Below are 17,515 nucleotides of genomic sequence, written 5' to 3' on the forward strand. Positions count from 1 at the left end.
ACTATGGCAGAAGTAAATGTTGAAAAACTAGCCGGCGATATAGGTACAACTGTTGATAAATTGCTACAGCAATTTTCGCAAGCGGGTATCACTAAGCAGGCAACTGATAATGTAACTGAAGCTGAAAAAGCAACGTTACTTGATCATTTAAGCAAATCACATGGCGGCACGGGCTCTGAAGGCCCTGCACGCATGACTTTACAGCGTAAGAGCAAAAGCACATTAAATGTGACTGGCTCTACAGGTAAAGCGAAGGCGGTTCAGGTTGAAGTTCGCAAAACACGTACATACGTGAAGAAAAGCGCGATGGAACAAGAGCAAGAGCAACAACGCTTAGCCGCTGAAGAAAAAGCCCGTCTTGAAGAGCAGCAAAAAGCTGAACAAGCTGCAGCTGAGTTAAAGGCAAAACAAGAGGCAGAACGTAAAGCGAAAGAAGACGCTGATCGTAAAGCCAAAGAAGAAGCTAAACGTAAAGCAGACGCTGAACGTAAAGCGAAACAAAAGCAGATGACCCCAGAGCAAAGTGCTAAGTCTGAGAAAGATCGCATCGAAGCTGAGCGTCTGCAAAAAGAAGCAGAAGAGGCCGCATTGAAGAAAGCTGAAGAAGAAGCGAAACGTCAGGCAGAAGAAGCAAGAAAACTAGCTGAAGAAAACTCGGCTCGTTGGAAGAAAGAAGAGGAAGAGCGTAAGAAGCGTGAAGAAACAGCAGATCACCACCTTACGACTTCAACTTACGCACGTGAAGCAGAAGATGTAGCTGATGCTCGTGAAGAGCAAGGCTCTCGCCGTGCTAAGAAAAAGAAAAAAGCGCCAGCAAAAGATAAGTTTGCAGCGTCTAAGGGTAAAAAAGGTAAGCTAAAAGCACCGGCATCATTACAGCATGGTTTCCAAAAACCAACAGCTGATGTAAAAAATGAAGTACGTATTAGTGAAACAATTACAGTTGCTGAGCTTGCATCACGCATGGCTGTTAAAGGCGCTGAAGTTGTAAAAACAATGATGAAAATGGGTGACATGGTTACAATTAACCAAGTTATTGACCAAGAAACTGCGCAACTTGTAGCAGAAGAAATGGGCCATAAAGTTATCATCGTTAAAGAAAACGAATTAGAGCAAACAGTACTTAACGACCGCCATGAAGATGGTAAGTCAGAGCCTCGTGCTCCAGTTGTTACTGTAATGGGTCACGTTGACCATGGTAAAACATCAACGCTTGATTACATTCGTTCAGCAAAAGTTGCTTCAGGCGAAGCCGGTGGTATTACGCAGCATATTGGTGCATACCATGTTGAAACAAATGGCAACATGATCACATTTTTAGATACTCCGGGTCACGCCGCGTTTACATCAATGCGTGCTCGTGGTGCTAAAGCAACTGATATTGTAATCCTAGTAGTTGCAGCCGATGATGGTGTAATGCCACAGACTAAAGAAGCGGTACAGCATGCTCGCGCAGCGGGTGTTCCTTTAATCATTGCTGTGAACAAAATGGATAAAGAAGGCGCAGATCCAGATCGCGTTAAGAACGAGCTAGCACAGCTTGACGTTATCCCAGAAGAATGGGGCGGCGACACGCAGTACGTTCATATCTCAGCTAAAACAGGCTTGGGTATTGATGAACTACTTGAAGCAGTACTTATGCAATCTGAGCTATTAGAACTAACTGCACCAAGTCAAGGTATGGCTGCAGGTGTTGTAATTGAATCACGTCTTGATAAAGGTCGTGGTCCAGTAGCGTCTATCCTTGTTCAGTCAGGTACACTTAACCAAGGTGACATTGTATTATGTGGTCTTGAGTATGGCCGTGTTCGTGCTATGCGCGATGAAAACGGTAAAGATATCAAGTCTGCAGGTCCTTCTATTCCAGTAGAGATTTTAGGTCTATCTGGTATCCCTGCAGCCGGTGATGAAGCAACGGTAGTTAAAGACGAGCGTAAAGCACGTGAAGTTGCATTATACCGTCAAGGTAAATTCCGTGATGTTAAATTAGCGCGCCAGCAAAAAGCGAAACTTGAAAACATGTTCACTAACATGGCTGAAGGTGACGTTTCTGAAGTTAACGTGGTACTTAAAGCAGACGTTCAAGGTTCTATCGAAGCGATTTCTGATTCACTAACTAAGCTTTCTACTGACGAAGTAAAAGTGAAGATTGTGGGATCAGGCGTTGGTGGAATCACAGAAACAGATGCAACGCTTGCTGCGGCGTCTAACGCGATTGTTGTTGGCTTTAACGTTCGTGCTGATGCATCTGCACGCAAAGTGATTGATTCTGAGAACCTAGACTTACGCTACTACAGCGTTATTTACGCCTTAATTGAAGAAGTTAAGCAAGCGATGTCAGGTATGCTTGCACCAGAATTTAAGCAAGAAATTATTGGTCTTGCTCAGGTTCGTGACGTGTTCAAATCACCAAAAATTGGCGCAATTGCTGGTTGTATGGTAACTGAAGGTGTTATTAAGCGCAGCGCGCCTATCCGTGTACTACGTGATAACGTGGTTATATACGAAGGCGAACTTGAATCACTTCGTCGCTTTAAAGACGATGTGCAAGAAGTGCGTAATGGTATGGAATGTGGTATCGGTGTTAAGAACTACAATGACGTACGTGTTGGTGACCAAATCGAAGTATTTGAAACAGTTGAAGTACAACGTACTTTATAACTGTTAGCTCACTAAACAAATAAATGGGGGCTTAGCCCCCATTTGTGTATCTATTACTTAATTAGCTTATTATTAAATTTCAATAAGTTACATTTTTAGGACAAGTTTCATGAGAGAATTTTCTCGCACTGATCGTGTTGGCCAGCAAATCCAAAAAGAAATTGCTGTGATTTTACAACGCGAAATTAAAGATCCGCGCTTAGGCATGGTGACAGTGTCTGCGGTAGAAGTATCGCGCGATTTATCTTATGCAAAAATTTTCATCACTGTGTTTAACACAAAAGATGAAGATGCAGCAAAGCAAAGCGCAAAAGTACTTAACGAAGCTACGGGCTATATTCGTTCGCTTTTAGGCAAACGTATTCGTGCTCGTATTATGCCAGAGCTAAAGTTTGTGGTTGATAATTCATTAATGGAAGGGATGCGTATCTCTAACTTAGTGGACACAATCATCAGAGAAGATAACGCAAAACACGTCAATGAAGACGATAGTAGTGTTGATGATGCGTCGAACTCAGGTGACAACATTAAGCAAGCAGATGATAAAGATAGCTAAGAAGGCATATAGCGATGGCAAGACGCAGTAAAGGCCGTCCAATAGACGGGATTTTGTTGTTAGATAAACCCAAAGGTATTTCGTCAAACAAGGCATTACAGCAAGCAAAAGGTATCTATTTTGCCCAAAAGGCGGGGCACACAGGTGCACTCGATCCGCTTGCTACCGGTATGCTGCCAATCTGTTTTGGTGAAGCGACTAAGTTTACTCAGTTTTTACTTGATACCGATAAAACCTATGTTGTGCGTGCTAAGTTAGGTGAAAGAACAACAACATCAGACTCTGATGGTGAAATAGTTCAGACGCGAGATGTAAACGTAACTGTTGATCAATTAAAGCAAGAAATTTCAGCGTTTTTAGGTGAATCTGATCAGTATCCATCGATGTACTCTGCGCTTAAGTACGAAGGGAAACCTTTGTATAAATATGCGCGTGAAGGGATTGAAGTTCCTCGAAAATGCAGAAAAATAAATGTATTTAGCCTAACGCTTGATGAGTTTGATGAAGCGAATAATGAAGTACAAATGACAGCTCACGTTTCTAAAGGGACTTACATTCGTACTATTGTTGATGACTTAGGTGAAAACTTAGGCTGTGGTGCCCATGTGATCATGCTTCACCGCTCGGCTGTTGGCCATTACCCCGCAGATAAAATGGTATCTATAGAGCAGTTAGAATCGTTATTAGCTAAAGCAAAAGACGAAGAAACCGTTCCGTCAACTTACCTTGACGAACTGCTTTTGCCAATGGACACCGCTCTAGTTGATTTACCGGTTGTGGAAATCACTAAAGAGCAGGGTGTTTCATTTAGCCATGGGCAAGCTGTAGTTCTTGGTAAAGAATTACCTGATGGTGCAATAAAGGTATTAGCCGATGGTGTGTTTATAGGCACAGGCGAGAAAAACCCTGATGGCCATTTAAAATCAAAACGCGGTCTATCAAACCAGCAGGCAGAGTAAAGTTTAACTTGTAGTTATTATTATACTTGGTAGAATACGCCCGCTTAATCGTTTTGGCTGAATTAGTGATCGGCTGAGACACCTTTTAAATTTAATTTTTGGAGTTACTATGTCACTAAGCAATCAAGAAAAAATCGATATCATTGCTAAATTCGCACGTGCTGAAGGCGACACTGGTTCACCTGAAGTACAAGTAGCATTACTTACTTTTGATATCAACAAGCTTCAAGGTCACTTTGCTGATCACAAGCATGACTTCCACTCACGTCGTGGTCTGCTTCGTAAAGTAAGCACTCGCCGTAAATTGCTTGATTACCTTAAAGGTAAAGATATCTCGCGTTATACTGCACTAATCAAAGAACTTGGCCTACGTCGCTAAGAACTTGATTACGAGAAAAGGAGCTTTTTAGCTCCTTTTTTTGTGCCTGAAATTTAACAAATTACATCGCAAAGTCACCTTTAAAGCTATCTGTAGTCGCTCTCATTAATTCGAGCCAATCAGATGCCAAACACACAAACTAAAACTGTTTGCTGGACTCGCATTTTTACGTGGCTTTGGTATATACTGTGCGCGTAGATAAAAAGGTTTATCTACGGTTATTAACATCATTGCCAATTGTAGTACTTAATTGATTTCCAACTGAATACAATTATGTACTGTAATTGGTACTTTGATGGAACACTTATTTAGATTTAAAGGATATTTTAAGTGCAAGCAATTATAAAAGAATTTCAACTAGGTCAACACACTGTAACCCTAGAAACAGGTGCAATCGCACGTCAAGCAGACGGCGCAGTACTAGCAAGCATTGGCGATACGTCAGTACTAGTAACGGTTGTTGGTAAGCGTGAAGCACAGCCAGGTCAAGACTTCTTCCCACTAACAGTTAACTACCAAGAGCGTATGTACGCTGCAGGTCGCATCCCAGGTGGTTTCCTTAAGCGTGAAGGTCGTCCTAACGATGGCGAAACACTAATTGCACGTCTTATTGACCGTCCAATTCGTCCACTTTTCCCAAATGGTTTTGTAAACGAAGTACAAGTTATTGCAACTGTTGTATCTGTAAACCCAGAAATCCAACCTGATATGGTTGCGATGATTGGTACATCAGCAGCACTTGCTATCTCTGGCATCCCGTTCAGTGGTCCAATTGGTGCAGCTCGTGTTGGTTACATTGGTGGTGAATACGTTCTTAACCCAACGTTAAAAGAACTTGAAGAAAGCCAACTTGATTTAGTTGTTGCTGGTACTGACAACGCAGTACTTATGGTTGAATCAGAAGCAGACGTACTTGCTGAAGACGTAATGCTAGGCGCGGTTGTATACGGCCATGAGCAATCACAGTCTATCATCAATGCTATTAACGAATTTAAAGCAGAAGCAGGCAAGCCTACTTGGGATTGGACTGCACCTGAGAAAAACGTATCTCTTGAAGAGAAAGTAGCTGAACTTGCTGCTGATAAAGTAGGCGAAGCTTACCGTATTACTGATAAAGTAGCGCGTAAAGAAGCACTTGGCGTAGCTAAAGATGCAGTTATCGAAGCACTTTCAAGCGAGCTTGCTGAAGGCGAAACGCTTGATAAGCAAGAAGTGGGTAAAGTATTCGGTTCACTTGAGAAGAAAATTGTTCGTGGCCGTATCGCTGCAGGCGAAAAACGTATCGATGGTCGCGAACCAGATATGATCCGTGCACTAGACGTAATGACTGGCGTATTACCGCGTACTCACGGTTCTGCTATCTTCACACGTGGTGAAACACAAGCATTAGTAACAGCAACGCTTGGTACAGAACGTGATTCACAGTTAATCGACGATTTAACGGGCACGCACAAAAACCACTTTATGCTTAACTACAACTTCCCTCCATTCTGTGTAGGTGAAACTGGTTTTGTTGGTTCTCCTAAGCGTCGTGAAATTGGCCACGGTAACCTAGCTAAGCGTGGTATCCAAGCAGTAATGCCAACATTGACTGACTTCCCATATTCAATTCGTGTTGTATCTGAAATCACTGAATCAAACGGTTCATCTTCAATGGCGTCTGTGTGTGGTACATCACTAGCACTTATGAACGCGGGTGTTCCAATTAAAGCTTCTGTTGCAGGTATTGCGATGGGTCTAGTTAAAGAAGACGAGAAATTCGTTGTTCTTTCTGACATCTTAGGTGATGAAGATCATTTAGGTGACATGGACTTTAAAGTAGCAGGTACTACTAACGGTATTACTGCATTGCAAATGGATATCAAGATTGAAGGTATCACACAAGAAATCATGCAAATTGCGCTTAAACAAGCAAAAGCAGCACGTTTACACATATTAGAAGTGATGGACGAAGCGATTTCTGCTCCTTCTGAAGAGCTTTCAATGTTTGCTCCGCGCATTTACACAATGAAAATTCCACAGAAGAAAATTGCTGAAGTTATTGGTAAAGGTGGCGCTACTATTCGTCAACTTACTGAAGAAACAGGCACAACAATTGAAATCGGTGATGACGGTACAATTAAAATTGCCGCTACTGACGGTGAAAGCGCTGCAAATGCAATCAGCCGTATTGAGCAATTAACAGCAGAACTTGAAGTAGGTACTATCTACGAAGGTAAAGTTGTACGTATTGTAGATTTCGGTGCGTTTGTAAATATTCTTCCTGGTAAAGATGGTTTAGTGCATATTTCTCAAATTAGCACAGAGCGCGTTAATAACGTTGCTGATCACCTTAGCGAAGGTCAAGAAGTTAAAGTTAAAGTGCTAGAAGTAGACCGTCAAGGCCGTGTACGTCTTAGTATTAAAGAAGCAATGGAATCAGCTGCACCAGCGGCAGATGCGTCAACTGACGCTTAATTGCTAATACTCAATCCAGATATTTTCTGGATAATATAAAAGGGGGCTGTTTAGCCCCTTTTTTTATGCTTTAATGAGGGACTTGAATTTAAACAAAGATTATTCAAGGAAGCTAAATTTCTTGCGATGATACATAGTGTATGTGCAACTATGAACCAAATCACTCGTCGTCAGTCATAATGCTACCAACCTTGGTATTAAGGATTTTAATGATTTTCAAACACATTGCTTTGGCGTCTTTTGCTATTTTGTCTTTAAGCGCTTGCCAAACAACAACCCAATCAGAATCAGCACCTGTAGTAAACGTGCCTTTCACTGCGCCCTTAGCGTCTGATTTTCGCAGTGAAATAGCTATCGCACGTTATTCAGAATTACTTAATAGAGCTGATTTAACGCCAGAGCAACAAGCAAAGTTATATTACGACCGCGGAGTGCTGTTCGATAGTTTAGGCATGACCACTTTATCGCGCATTGACTTTAACCGTGCGGTAAAACTTAAGCCTGACTTAGCTGAGGTGTATAATTTTTTAGGTATTCAACACACATTAATGCAGCAATATGAAAAAGCGTACGAGCTTTTTGACTCTGCGTTAGAGCTAGATGAAGAACACGAATACGCTTACTTGAACCGCGGTATTGCGCTTTATTATGGCGATAGGCCCAGTATTGCAAAAACAGACTTCAGTCAATTTTTAGCGCGTTCTCCTAATGACCCTTATCGCGTATTGTGGGTGTATTTAGCACAAGCTAAATTAGACAAAGATTCAGCAGTTGCTGAACTAAAAACTAACTCTAAAGCGCTTGATGACTCGCAATGGGCATATCAGTTAATCTCACTTTTTGCGGGTGATATGAGTGAACATACATTTTTATCTGGTGTAAGCGATGGCGTTAAGTCAGAGCAAGAATATGCCCAACGTTTGTGCGAAGCTTATTTTTACTTAGCAAAGCTACACCAAGCAGCGGGTGATACCTATGTTGCCGCTGATTATTTTAGATTGGCACTATCTACTAATGTACATGAGTTCATAGAATATAAATATGCTCGCTTAGAGCTTGAACTTTTAATGGAAGCAGACGCAAGTTAGTGTGTTAAGAACAACATTAGCATTACTTTTTAGCTTGTTGGTTGCAGGGTCGAGCAACAGCTATGGTGGTATTGGCTTTTGGCAGGTTTTAAATGCCAAAGCCGAACCGCTACAATTATATTGGCAGTTTCCTCGCTACTTTTTAGCAAATATAAATAAACTGCCTAAAAAGACTCTTGGCTTGCTTGCTAGGCATCACATACCTTCTGCTCAATACGAGTATTCTTTACACCTGATCAAAAAAGACCAAGCTGAAGCAGCGAAGTTATTTTGGCGACTTAGTTTACCAAAAATAAGTAATTTTCAGCTTGCCAAGTTAGCCCAGCAATTACTTGTTAATAAGCAATGGGACGATCTTAAATTTTTAAACACGTTAGGCTACCTAGAGCCTGGTTTTGTATTAAATCACCTTAACTTACACAATGGTGTTATTCACACACAGATCCCCGAACCATTTTTACACTCATTGGACTTTTTATCGTTAAATTCTACTATTACGGTAAATAGAAAATGCCAGTTTAATGTTTTAACGATGAGCGATCATCGAAGTGGACTTTATAAGTTATCGGCATTAATCAAAACTTATAATAAAAATCCGGAGCCAAGACAGGACACTTTTTGCTTTAGTAAGCCCGTGTATGTGGGTGGTGCTTTAAAGTGCAATAATAGCATGAGCGAAGCGGCTAATTGTGATTGGCAATCTACTTTAATAAATAAACAATTTTTAAGAAAATTTGATTTTGTTGTAATGATGCCCAAACATGGAAGTGCTAATGTTAGCCGAGGAATTATGCAATTAAATTCAGATGCCAATTATGGGATTTTCTTGCATGAGCTAATGCACTTTAATGGCTTTGAAGATGAGTATGTTTTACCCAAAGCTAAGCAGGCTTGGTTGTGTAAAATGAGAGGCTTAGTTGCTCCTAACTTGTATATTGCACAAAAAGATGAAAAATCACCAAAAGGTTGGCATAGAAGTAAAAGCTGCCAGAGTGGCGGTGTAGCCTACAAACCAAGTAAAGACTGGTCAATTCTAGAATATCAACAGATAAAGCTCTCTGATCAATACAGGGCCCTTTGGTTAGCACATATAGATAAAATTAAGCGTTAATATGTCTATAACCATTGGTTTTTAAGTCCCTATTTTCTCACTTAAAATTAACTCAACATGCTTCGCTTTTTATAGACAAAATATCTGTTATTGAGTATAACTATTACCATTAATGTCGTTTAAAAACAGGCAGTAAAAGCATCACTTAATGTATAAAAGTGGCGCCCTGATAAACTTATGATTATAAAAGGCCCTACATTATGACTTTGCTCTGGATACCCTTGTTATCCTTGATTGGCAGTGTTATTTCTGCATTCACAGGCAAACTTTCTCGCAATCAAAGTACATTTGCTACTGTGCTTGCACCGTTAACCGCTTTGGGGATTACTTTATACCATGCACCAGCGGTTCTTGCCGGTGAAACTATCCGCTATTCCTTAGCGTGGATCCCCTCTATTGGTCTAGATTTATCGCTTCGTATAGACGGTTTAAGCCTCTTGTTTATGTTTATGATATTAGGCATTGGTTTGCTTGTTATTGTATATACACGTTATTACCTCAGCGCCAATGACTCAATGGCTAAGCTTTATAGCTACTTAATGTTATTTATGACTGCAATGCTAGGCATTGTTATGTCTAATAACGTTATACAGCTATGGCTATTTTGGGAATTGACCAGTATCAGTTCTTTTTTATTGATAAGTTATTGGTGGCATAAATCTGAAGCGCGTAAGGGCGCGCGAATGGCTTTAGCCGTAACGGGTGCGGGTGGTTTAGCACTACTTGGCGGGTTAATGTTACTAGGTGATATTGTTGGCAGTTATGACTTAGATGTTATTTTGGCAAGTAAAGCCATTATTCAATCCCATGATTTATACGAGTTAGCACTTGTTTTAGTATTGCTGGGTGCATTTACTAAATCAGCTCAGTTTCCGTTTCATTTTTGGTTACCTCACGCTATGGCTGCACCTACGCCCGTTAGCGCTTACTTGCACTCAGCAACGATGGTTAAAGCCGGTATCTTTTTACTTGCGCGCTTTTATCCAGCTTTAGCTGGAACCGAAATGTGGTTTTTATTAGTTGGTTTAACTGGTTTAGCTACATTGTTATTTGGTGCTTATATAGCGTTATTTAAACACGATTTAAAGGGGTTACTTGCGTATTCGACAATCAGCCATTTAGGTTTGATCACGCTATTGCTTGGCCTTGATACCGAGCTTGCAACGGTTGCAGCCATATTTCATATAATTAACCACGCCACATTTAAAGCGTCGTTATTTATGGCTACCGGTATTATTGACCATGAAACAGGCACACGTGATATGCGTAAACTCAATGGTATGTGGCGGTTTATGCCTTATACCGCGACTCTTGCAATGGTTGCTGCTGCAGCTATGGCGGGTGTACCTCTACTCAATGGTTTCTTATCTAAAGAAATGTTTTTTGCCGAAACACTACATCAGCAAGTACTTGGCTCTATGTCATGGTTAATACCGGTACTTGCAACGGTGGCAGGTGCATTTGCAGTCGCCTATTCAGCACGCTTTATTCACGATGTATTTTTTAACGGCGACCCAATAGACTTGCCTAGAACACCGCATGAACCGCCACGTTATATGCGTGTGCCAATAGAAATACTGGTTGTGCTGTGTATTTTGGTGGGTATTTTCCCAAGCTTTACTGTTGATAGTATTTTATCTGCGGCGTCATTAGCGGTGTTGGGGGAAGCTATGCCAGAGTACAAGTTAACAATTTGGCATGGTTTTAATCTACCGTTACTGATGAGTGCAATGGCCGTTGTAGGTGGTTTGTTTATTTACGTGAATCGCAAATATTTATTTCAATTTCAGGCATCACTTCCCACACTTAATGCTAAAAAAACCTTTGAACGTGCAGTGCTGAGTGTAGTTGCATGGTGTCAGAGTAAGATCAACAGCACTGAAAATGGTTCTTTACAGCGCTATTTGGTTATTATGCTGGGTGTCGTTTTACTTTGTGCCGGTTGGCCATTATTTGAAATGCAACAATTAGCTGGCAGTATGCCGCGCACACCTGTTGATGTGCATAACGCAATTGGTGCTGGTTTATTAATAATTGGCGCAATAGCCACCGTTATTTGGCACAGGTCGAGAATGGTCGCACTGTTGATGCTGTCTATTGTAGGCTTAATGGTGTCGGTTTTATTCACTCGTTTTTCTGCGCCAGATTTAGCGTTAACTCAGCTTACTGTTGAGGTGGCCACTATTATATTGCTTATGCTTGCGTTGTTCTTTTTACCTCAGCATACGCCTAAAGAGTCTAGCTCGTTGCGAGTACTGCGCGACTTAGGAATCGCCTCTACTATTGGTGTAGTGGTTGCGAGTATTTGTTATGCGATATTAACGCGTCCGTTAAATTCTATTTCTGATTACTTTGTCGCTAATGCCAAAACAGGTGGTGGCGGTACAAACGTGGTTAACGTTATTTTGGTCGACTTTAGGGGATTTGACACCCTAGGTGAAATAACGGTACTGGGTATAGCTGCATTAGGTATATTTAAAGTGCTTTCACGTATCCCATTATTTATGCCTGCCAGTGATAGCGAAGGACGTCCATGGGCGCGTGAGCGTTACCCAATATTACTTGCAAGTATTTCACAAAGCTTATTGCCGTTGGCGTTGTTAGTATCAGCGTATATATTCTTGCGTGGTCACAACTTACCAGGTGGTGGTTTTATTGCTGGTTTGGTTACGTCAATTGCTTTCATATTGCAGTACATGGCACATGGCTCTAACTGGATCACCGAGCGTTTTGACATCAACTACCGTAAAATTATTGCCTCGGGGATTGGTATCGCTATGTTTACCGGTGTAGGTAGCTGGTTCTTCGGTCGGCCATTTTTAACCACGTGGTTTGATTACTTTGATATTCCGTTTGTAGGTAAAACAGAGCTTGCTAGTGCAATTGTGTTTGACCTTGGCGTGTACCTCACCGTAGTAGGTGCAACATTAATGATTTTAGCTAGTTTGGGTAATATGACTTCCGATGCCCCTAAAAAAGAGGTGAATATTTAATGGAGCTATTATACGCATCGTGCGTTGGTGTATTAGTTAGCTGCGGTATATTTTTACTGTTGAGAGCACGGACGTTTCCTGTAGTGCTGGGTCTTACCATGATCTCGTATGCAGTAAACTTATTTTTATTTTCATCGGGGCGTTTAACTATAAATAAAGCAGTGGTACTTGGTACCGGAGCAGATTACGCCGATCCACTTCCTCAAGCCTTGGTTTTAACCGCAATTGTAATTGGTTTTGCAATGACAGCATTTGTGGTTATTTTGGCTATTCGTGGACGTGCTGATTTAGGGAGCGATCATGTTGATGGAAGCCCAGTTAAATCAGCTGCTGTAGTTAAGGAGCAAAAATGATTCAACATTTAGCATCCTTACCTATTTTATTACCTATGCTTGCAGCGGTTATTTTGTTACTTCCACCGTGTGGTAAAAGTGTAAAAATTCGCCGTTACGCATCAAATGCTATGGCGCTTGTTACGTTTGCCGTTAGTGTGTTTTTATTAATGCATATTTACAATACGGGTATCAGTGTTTATGCCATTGGTGATTGGTCGGCCCCTTTTGGGATAGTACTTGTGGCCGACAATTTATCAACATTACTCGTAGCGCTAACCTCGTTTTTAGGACTTGGGGCCATTTTATATGGCAGTGCTGGCGATGATGAAAAAGGGAGCTTTTATCACCCCCTAGTTCATTTTTTAGTATTGGGTGTTAACGGCGCTTTTTTAACGGGGGATTTGTTTAACCTGTTTGTATTTTTTGAAGTTTTACTTATTGCATCGTATGCATTACTTATGCACGGTGGCGACAAACAAAACACACGTGCAGCGCTACAGTATGTCATTTTAAATTTAGTGGGCTCAAGTGTATTTTTAATAGGTTTAGGTATTTTATATGGCGTATTAGGTACATTGAATATAGCTGATATGGCGCAAAAGGTATCACAGCTTAATGGTGACGATGTATTTATTGCTAAAGCCGGTGGTTTATTACTACTTATTGTATTTGCTTTAAAAGGCGCATTATTGCCCCTGCATTTATGGCTTCCAAATACCTATGCAAGCGCTAAACCTGTTGTTGCAGCCTTATTTGCTATTATGACTAAGGTGGGCGTTTATGCCATGCTGCGTGTTTACACCGTTATATTTGGTGAACAGGCGGGTGCACTTGAGCACATGGTACAACCTTGGCTTTGGGGATTAGCAATTGCCACTATTATCGTCGGTGCCATGGGCGCAATAGCCGCGCAAGACTTGCGTAAGTTAACTGCTAACTTAGTGTTAGTGTCGGTAGGTACATTAGTTGCGCTAGTGGCTTTACAAAATGTAAATGCAACGGCTGCATTATTGTATTACCTAGTGCATTCAACATTAGTGAGTGCCGCGTTATTTTTATTAGCCGACTTAATTACTAAGCAACGTGGTAAAGTCGCTGACAGGCTTGTTGGTGGGCGTGCAGTTAAACAGCCGCTTTTACTTGGAGCATGTTTTGTTGTTGCCGCTTTAACTGTGGTAGGTATGCCGCCTTTATCTGGCTTTGTTGGTAAAATATGGATACTAAAATCGACTTTAAATAGTGAGCAGGCCTTAGTATTTTGGCCCGTTTATTTAATAACAAGCTTTGCATTGTTAGTTGCACTTTCTCGTGCGGGTACAAGCTTGTTTTGGGAAAGAAAAGATAAACGCAGCGAAAGCCCAGACTGCGCTGATGCAAACCCATTACAAGTTACGGTAATTATAGGGTTACTCGCATGTTCGCCATTATTAGTTATTTTTGGCGGGCCGATTAGCGAATACATGGTAGGTGCTGCTACGCAATTACATGATATTAGCGGTGGCATAAATGCTGTACTAAAAGGAGGCATGTAATGAGACTGCAAGCCCGTTTTCGTTGGTTACCAACACCATTTCGTAGCTTATTTTTGTTTATAGTATGGTTGTTGCTCAATAATAGTGTGTCGGTTGGTCATATTGTACTGGCAACATTTTTTGCTATTTTTATTCCTATTTTAAGCTTCTCGTTTAGAGACCCTCAGCCGCTTATATTAAAGCCAGGGCTAGCTCTAAAACAATTTTTAATTGTACTTTACGATATTATTGTAGCTAACTTACAGGTTGCGTTATTAATTGTTGGGCCTTCCAAAAAATTACGCCCCGCATTTATTAAAGTCCCCTTAGACTTAACACACGATATGCCGATTACAATTTTAGCAAGCAGTGTGTCGTTAACACCCGGTACTGTAAGTGCTGAGGTGTACCCTATTCCTGAATCGTTAGCACAGGGCGAGGAAATGACACAGCGTTATTTGCTCATACATGTACTTGACCTTGATAACGAAGCCGAGCTTATCAAGCATATTAAAAAGCGTTACGAAGCTCCACTAAAGGAGATATTTCAATGTTAGATACCGTATTACTTATCGTTTTTGCCATGATAGGGCTCTCTTTATTACTTAATTTGTGGCGCCTTATTATAGGGCCTTCGATTCCTGATAGAGTTTTAGCCCTTGATACTATGTATATTAATGTTATTGCACTTATTGTTTTATACAGCATAAGTATGGGAACAGGCTTGTATTTTGAGGCTGCATTGCTGATAGCCATGTTAGGGTTTGTAAGCACTGTTGCGGTGTGTAAGTATTTACTACGTGGCGATATAATTGAATAGGGTGGCAAGATGATTAGCGAGTGGGTTGTATCAATTTTATTGTTATTTGGCGGCACGTTTATTTTAATTGGCTCGTTAGGCTTATTAAAACTGCCCGATTTTTTTATGCGTTTACATGGCCCAACAAAGGCCACCACTTTAGGTATGGCAAGTATATTAATTGCCGCCATGGTATTTTTTGCAAACTCTGAAACGGGTTTAAGTGTTAAGGAAATATTGATTACTATATTTCTATTAATTACCGCCCCAATAAGTGGCTATATGTTAATTAAGTCGGCTATTCATCACAAACTTAAGCCAAAAGAGGGCACAAAAGGCCTAGATAATATTGAGGATGATTAAGCTTTATTAATTATTACACTATCTGGGTAGTGTAATACCAATGAGCGTTCTTAAACCGAATAAAGAAATTTATTCGGTTTTTTGTTATTAGAGAAGTCGTTAACGCTTTTATTTAAGAGTGATTAATTGAGCTTGAAAACATAATTGCACGTATTAAGCCTTACAAATTGACAAGAAACTTTAAATTTTATGAATAACATAAACCCAAAAAAATTACTCAATAGCAAATGGACTGCAACGCCTGCCATTAATAAAGAAAAGCATTTTGTAATTGTGGAGGTAGAGTACGATGAAGATGCTAACGTGATAGCGTGTGTTACTGAGTCTGTGTTTTCTAAAAACCAATACCCCATTAGTTGGCGCGATCTTAAAAACACAGAAAAATGGCGTCAAGGCTGGAAATAATTTTAATTAATTTATATAAATCAATAGATTGAACTTTAAATATATAGTTAAAGTAGTTTAAAACCATCAATTTTAGGGAAGATGAGATTGATAAAAAGTAATACCAACAATAAAAAACCAGCATTTAGCTGGTTTAAAAATGTGTTTAGCTAACAGCTATTTTTCATCTGCGTATTTTACGCGAATCTTACTTTTATCAACGGTTAATTGATTAAGTGCTTTAATAGCGCTTTTGCTTTCAATATCGTTTGGCATTTCTACAAAGGCAAATCCTTTAGATTGGCCGGTTTCTTTATCGAGTACTAAGTTACAGGTAGTCACTTTGCCGTGCGCTGAAAACAATGTACGAAGATCTTGCTCTGATGTAGTGCGAGATAAGTTACGAACTAATAATTTCATATTTAACCTAAATAATGGTATCGGTTAGATTATCTCAAGTAACTTGGTTTTAACCTAATTATATTTTTAGCATCGTTACTTCTATTAGTTTAAAACACTTAACTAGCCCTAAAAGCGAATAATGAGTTATTGGTAATAAATAACTAGTTATTAAAATTAATAATTGGTAAGTTATATTTTTAAAAGTTTACTTACCATTAATGTGTTGGGCTGGTTTGTTATGTCGATATTTCGTTTGAGTGTATTAAATATCTATACTGTGTGCTTTTTAAGTTTTTCATTATTGGGCTGTGGGAGTTCAAGTTCGAAAAATGAGTTAGTCAGCACTGAGCTGTCGGTACAATCTGCCGCAATTATCAGTGGGGAAATATCAGCAAATATAGAAAGCAATCGTCAAAGTGCAGTTGTGGGTGAGCTTTCTATAACAGATGAGCAAGCTGGTGAGGCGGTGTTTATTACTCAGACGAGCAGTCAAACACGTTATGGTATATTTAATCTTTCAAGCAATGGTAGTTGGTCTTACACCTTGGACCTCGCTGACACAAACGTTACCGCATTAGATATAGGTGACACATTACTTGATGAAATAGTAATTAGCTCTGCGGATGGCACTAAAGCGACAATAAGCATTACCGTTGTTGGCGTAGTACAGCCAGATAATTTTGTAGTAAGCGATGAAACAACCCTAAATGCTGATGGCGTTAATTTAGGCCTCAGCGCTTATACGTTAATAGAAACTGTATTTAGTGAAGGCTCAATTGAATCGCCTGATATGTATAGCGGGAATCATGAAGGTGTTATACATATAGTGGAAGATACAGACGATATTATAGGTAATCACTTTGTATTTTTAGCTCATCGCGATGAAGACCAAGATAAAGACAAAGGCCCGAGTGATCGTCAGCGTAACGAAATTAAGTCCTATGATAAATCACCCCCGGCAACGCTTGCTTTTGAAAATGAAACCGTACAATACAACTGGAAGTTTAAAGTAAGTAGTGAGCTTGAGTTAACGAGTAAATTCAGTCACTTTTTTCAAATAAAAGCCCGTAACGATACCAACGACAATACCAATGGCAACGACGATCAACCTATCATTACGCTCTCTGGTGCTCAAAAAAACAGTACAGGGAACCAGTTACAAGTAAGATATAGCGCAGGTTTTGATGAAAACGGTAACAGTACAGGGCTTGATAAAAACCTTTTAGAAACAGATTGGTCACTTATAACCGATGAGTGGATACAGGTTTTTGTTCAAGCCACATTTAGCGAGGAGGGGCAATTTGAGATGACCCTTACCCGCTTAAGCGACAATGAAGAGCTATTGAATATAAACGAGCAAAATATAGATATGTGGCGAGGCGTAAGCGATGATGACTTTGCACGCCCTAAATGGGGAATTTACCGCTCAATAGTAGAGACCGATAGCCTTCGCGCTGAAGAAGAGCAGGTACGATTTGCTGATTTTGTGATTAAGAAAGGTTCTTTAATAAAGTAAT

General features: G+C 40.3%; 16 protein-coding genes. 15 read left to right on the forward strand and 1 reads right to left on the reverse strand.

The genetic code is table 11. The annotated features are described in order from the left end of the window. The first annotated feature begins 3 nt into the window (after nucleotides 1–3). The 14 genes from infB (at nucleotide 4) to PMAN_RS03740 (ending at nucleotide 15,617) form a co-directional block, all read left to right on the forward strand. Nucleotides 4–2,661, forward strand: coding sequence for a translation initiation factor IF-2 (infB, locus tag PMAN_RS03675; RefSeq protein ID WP_006793373.1), 2,658 nt, complete (start codon nucleotides 4–6; stop codon nucleotides 2,659–2,661). A 109-nt stretch (nucleotides 2,662–2,770) separates the two neighbouring features. Then, on the forward strand, nucleotides 2,771–3,217 hold the full coding sequence (rbfA, locus tag PMAN_RS03680; RefSeq protein WP_006793374.1) for a 30S ribosome-binding factor RbfA: 447 nt from the start codon (nucleotides 2,771–2,773) through the stop codon (nucleotides 3,215–3,217). 14 nt (nucleotides 3,218–3,231) lie between these two features. Further along, the gene (gene truB / locus PMAN_RS03685) at nucleotides 3,232–4,176 is read left to right on the forward strand and encodes a tRNA pseudouridine(55) synthase TruB (protein ID WP_010555981.1); all 945 of its coding nucleotides are present in this window, start codon (nucleotides 3,232–3,234) and stop codon (nucleotides 4,174–4,176) included. A 109-nt stretch (nucleotides 4,177–4,285) separates the two neighbouring features. Further along, nucleotides 4,286–4,555: a 30S ribosomal protein S15 gene (gene rpsO / locus PMAN_RS03690; protein WP_006793376.1), complete on the forward strand. Its 270-nt coding sequence runs from the start codon at nucleotides 4,286–4,288 to the stop codon at nucleotides 4,553–4,555. Nucleotides 4,556–4,885: 330 nt separating this feature from the next. After that, nucleotides 4,886–7,012 carry a polyribonucleotide nucleotidyltransferase gene (pnp, locus tag PMAN_RS03695; protein WP_010555982.1) on the forward strand — a complete coding sequence of 709 codons (2,127 nt, stop codon included), beginning with the start codon at nucleotides 4,886–4,888 and terminating at the stop codon, nucleotides 7,010–7,012. Nucleotides 7,013–7,221: 209 nt separating this feature from the next. Further along, entirely contained in the window at nucleotides 7,222–8,100 is an 879-nt protein-coding gene (nlpI, locus tag PMAN_RS03700) for a lipoprotein NlpI (RefSeq protein ID WP_010555983.1), read from the forward strand. 1 nt (nucleotide 8,101) lies between these two features. After that, nucleotides 8,102–9,211 (forward strand): hypothetical protein, encoded by a 1,110-nt coding sequence (locus PMAN_RS03705; protein WP_010555984.1) that lies wholly within the window; start codon nucleotides 8,102–8,104, stop codon nucleotides 9,209–9,211. A gap of 200 nt (nucleotides 9,212–9,411) precedes the next feature. Further along, on the forward strand, nucleotides 9,412–12,204 hold the full coding sequence (locus tag PMAN_RS03710) for a monovalent cation/H+ antiporter subunit A (protein WP_033025209.1): 2,793 nt from the start codon (nucleotides 9,412–9,414) through the stop codon (nucleotides 12,202–12,204). Next, nucleotides 12,204–12,557: a Na+/H+ antiporter subunit C gene (locus PMAN_RS03715; RefSeq protein WP_006793383.1), complete on the forward strand. Its 354-nt coding sequence runs from the start codon at nucleotides 12,204–12,206 to the stop codon at nucleotides 12,555–12,557. Before PMAN_RS03710 ends, PMAN_RS03715 begins: the two co-directional genes overlap by 1 nt. Next, a complete protein-coding gene (locus PMAN_RS03720; RefSeq protein WP_010555985.1) occupies nucleotides 12,554–14,071 on the forward strand; it encodes a monovalent cation/H+ antiporter subunit D in 1,518 nt (505 codons plus the stop codon). Before PMAN_RS03715 ends, PMAN_RS03720 begins: the two co-directional genes overlap by 4 nt. Next, entirely contained in the window at nucleotides 14,071–14,607 is a 537-nt protein-coding gene (locus tag PMAN_RS03725) for a Na+/H+ antiporter subunit E (protein WP_006793385.1), read from the forward strand. Before PMAN_RS03720 ends, PMAN_RS03725 begins: the two co-directional genes overlap by 1 nt. Beyond that, on the forward strand, nucleotides 14,601–14,870 hold the full coding sequence (locus PMAN_RS03730) for a K+/H+ antiporter subunit F (RefSeq protein ID WP_006793386.1): 270 nt from the start codon (nucleotides 14,601–14,603) through the stop codon (nucleotides 14,868–14,870). Before PMAN_RS03725 ends, PMAN_RS03730 begins: the two co-directional genes overlap by 7 nt. Before the next feature lie 9 nt (nucleotides 14,871–14,879). Beyond that, nucleotides 14,880–15,212: a Na+/H+ antiporter subunit G gene (locus tag PMAN_RS03735; protein ID WP_006793387.1), complete on the forward strand. Its 333-nt coding sequence runs from the start codon at nucleotides 14,880–14,882 to the stop codon at nucleotides 15,210–15,212. 189 nt (nucleotides 15,213–15,401) lie between these two features. After that, nucleotides 15,402–15,617: a TIGR02450 family Trp-rich protein gene (locus PMAN_RS03740; RefSeq protein ID WP_008128120.1), complete on the forward strand. Its 216-nt coding sequence runs from the start codon at nucleotides 15,402–15,404 to the stop codon at nucleotides 15,615–15,617. Nucleotides 15,618–15,773: 156 nt separating this feature from the next. On the opposite strand, the gene PMAN_RS03745 is transcribed toward PMAN_RS03740, so the two are convergent. Further along, nucleotides 15,774–16,016, reverse strand: a complete 243-nt coding sequence (locus tag PMAN_RS03745; RefSeq protein WP_006793389.1) for an RNA recognition motif domain-containing protein — start codon at nucleotides 16,014–16,016, stop codon at nucleotides 15,774–15,776. A 220-nt stretch (nucleotides 16,017–16,236) separates the two neighbouring features. Here PMAN_RS03745 and PMAN_RS03750 point away from each other — a divergent pair, with 220 nt between their 5' ends. After that, nucleotides 16,237–17,514 carry a VCBS domain-containing protein gene (locus tag PMAN_RS03750; RefSeq protein WP_033034973.1) on the forward strand — a complete coding sequence of 426 codons (1,278 nt, stop codon included), beginning with the start codon at nucleotides 16,237–16,239 and terminating at the stop codon, nucleotides 17,512–17,514. Nucleotide 17,515 lies beyond the last annotated feature (1 nt).

This window comes from Pseudoalteromonas marina (assembly GCF_000238335.3).
Classification (GTDB): Bacteria; Pseudomonadota; Gammaproteobacteria; order Enterobacterales; family Alteromonadaceae; genus Pseudoalteromonas; species Pseudoalteromonas marina.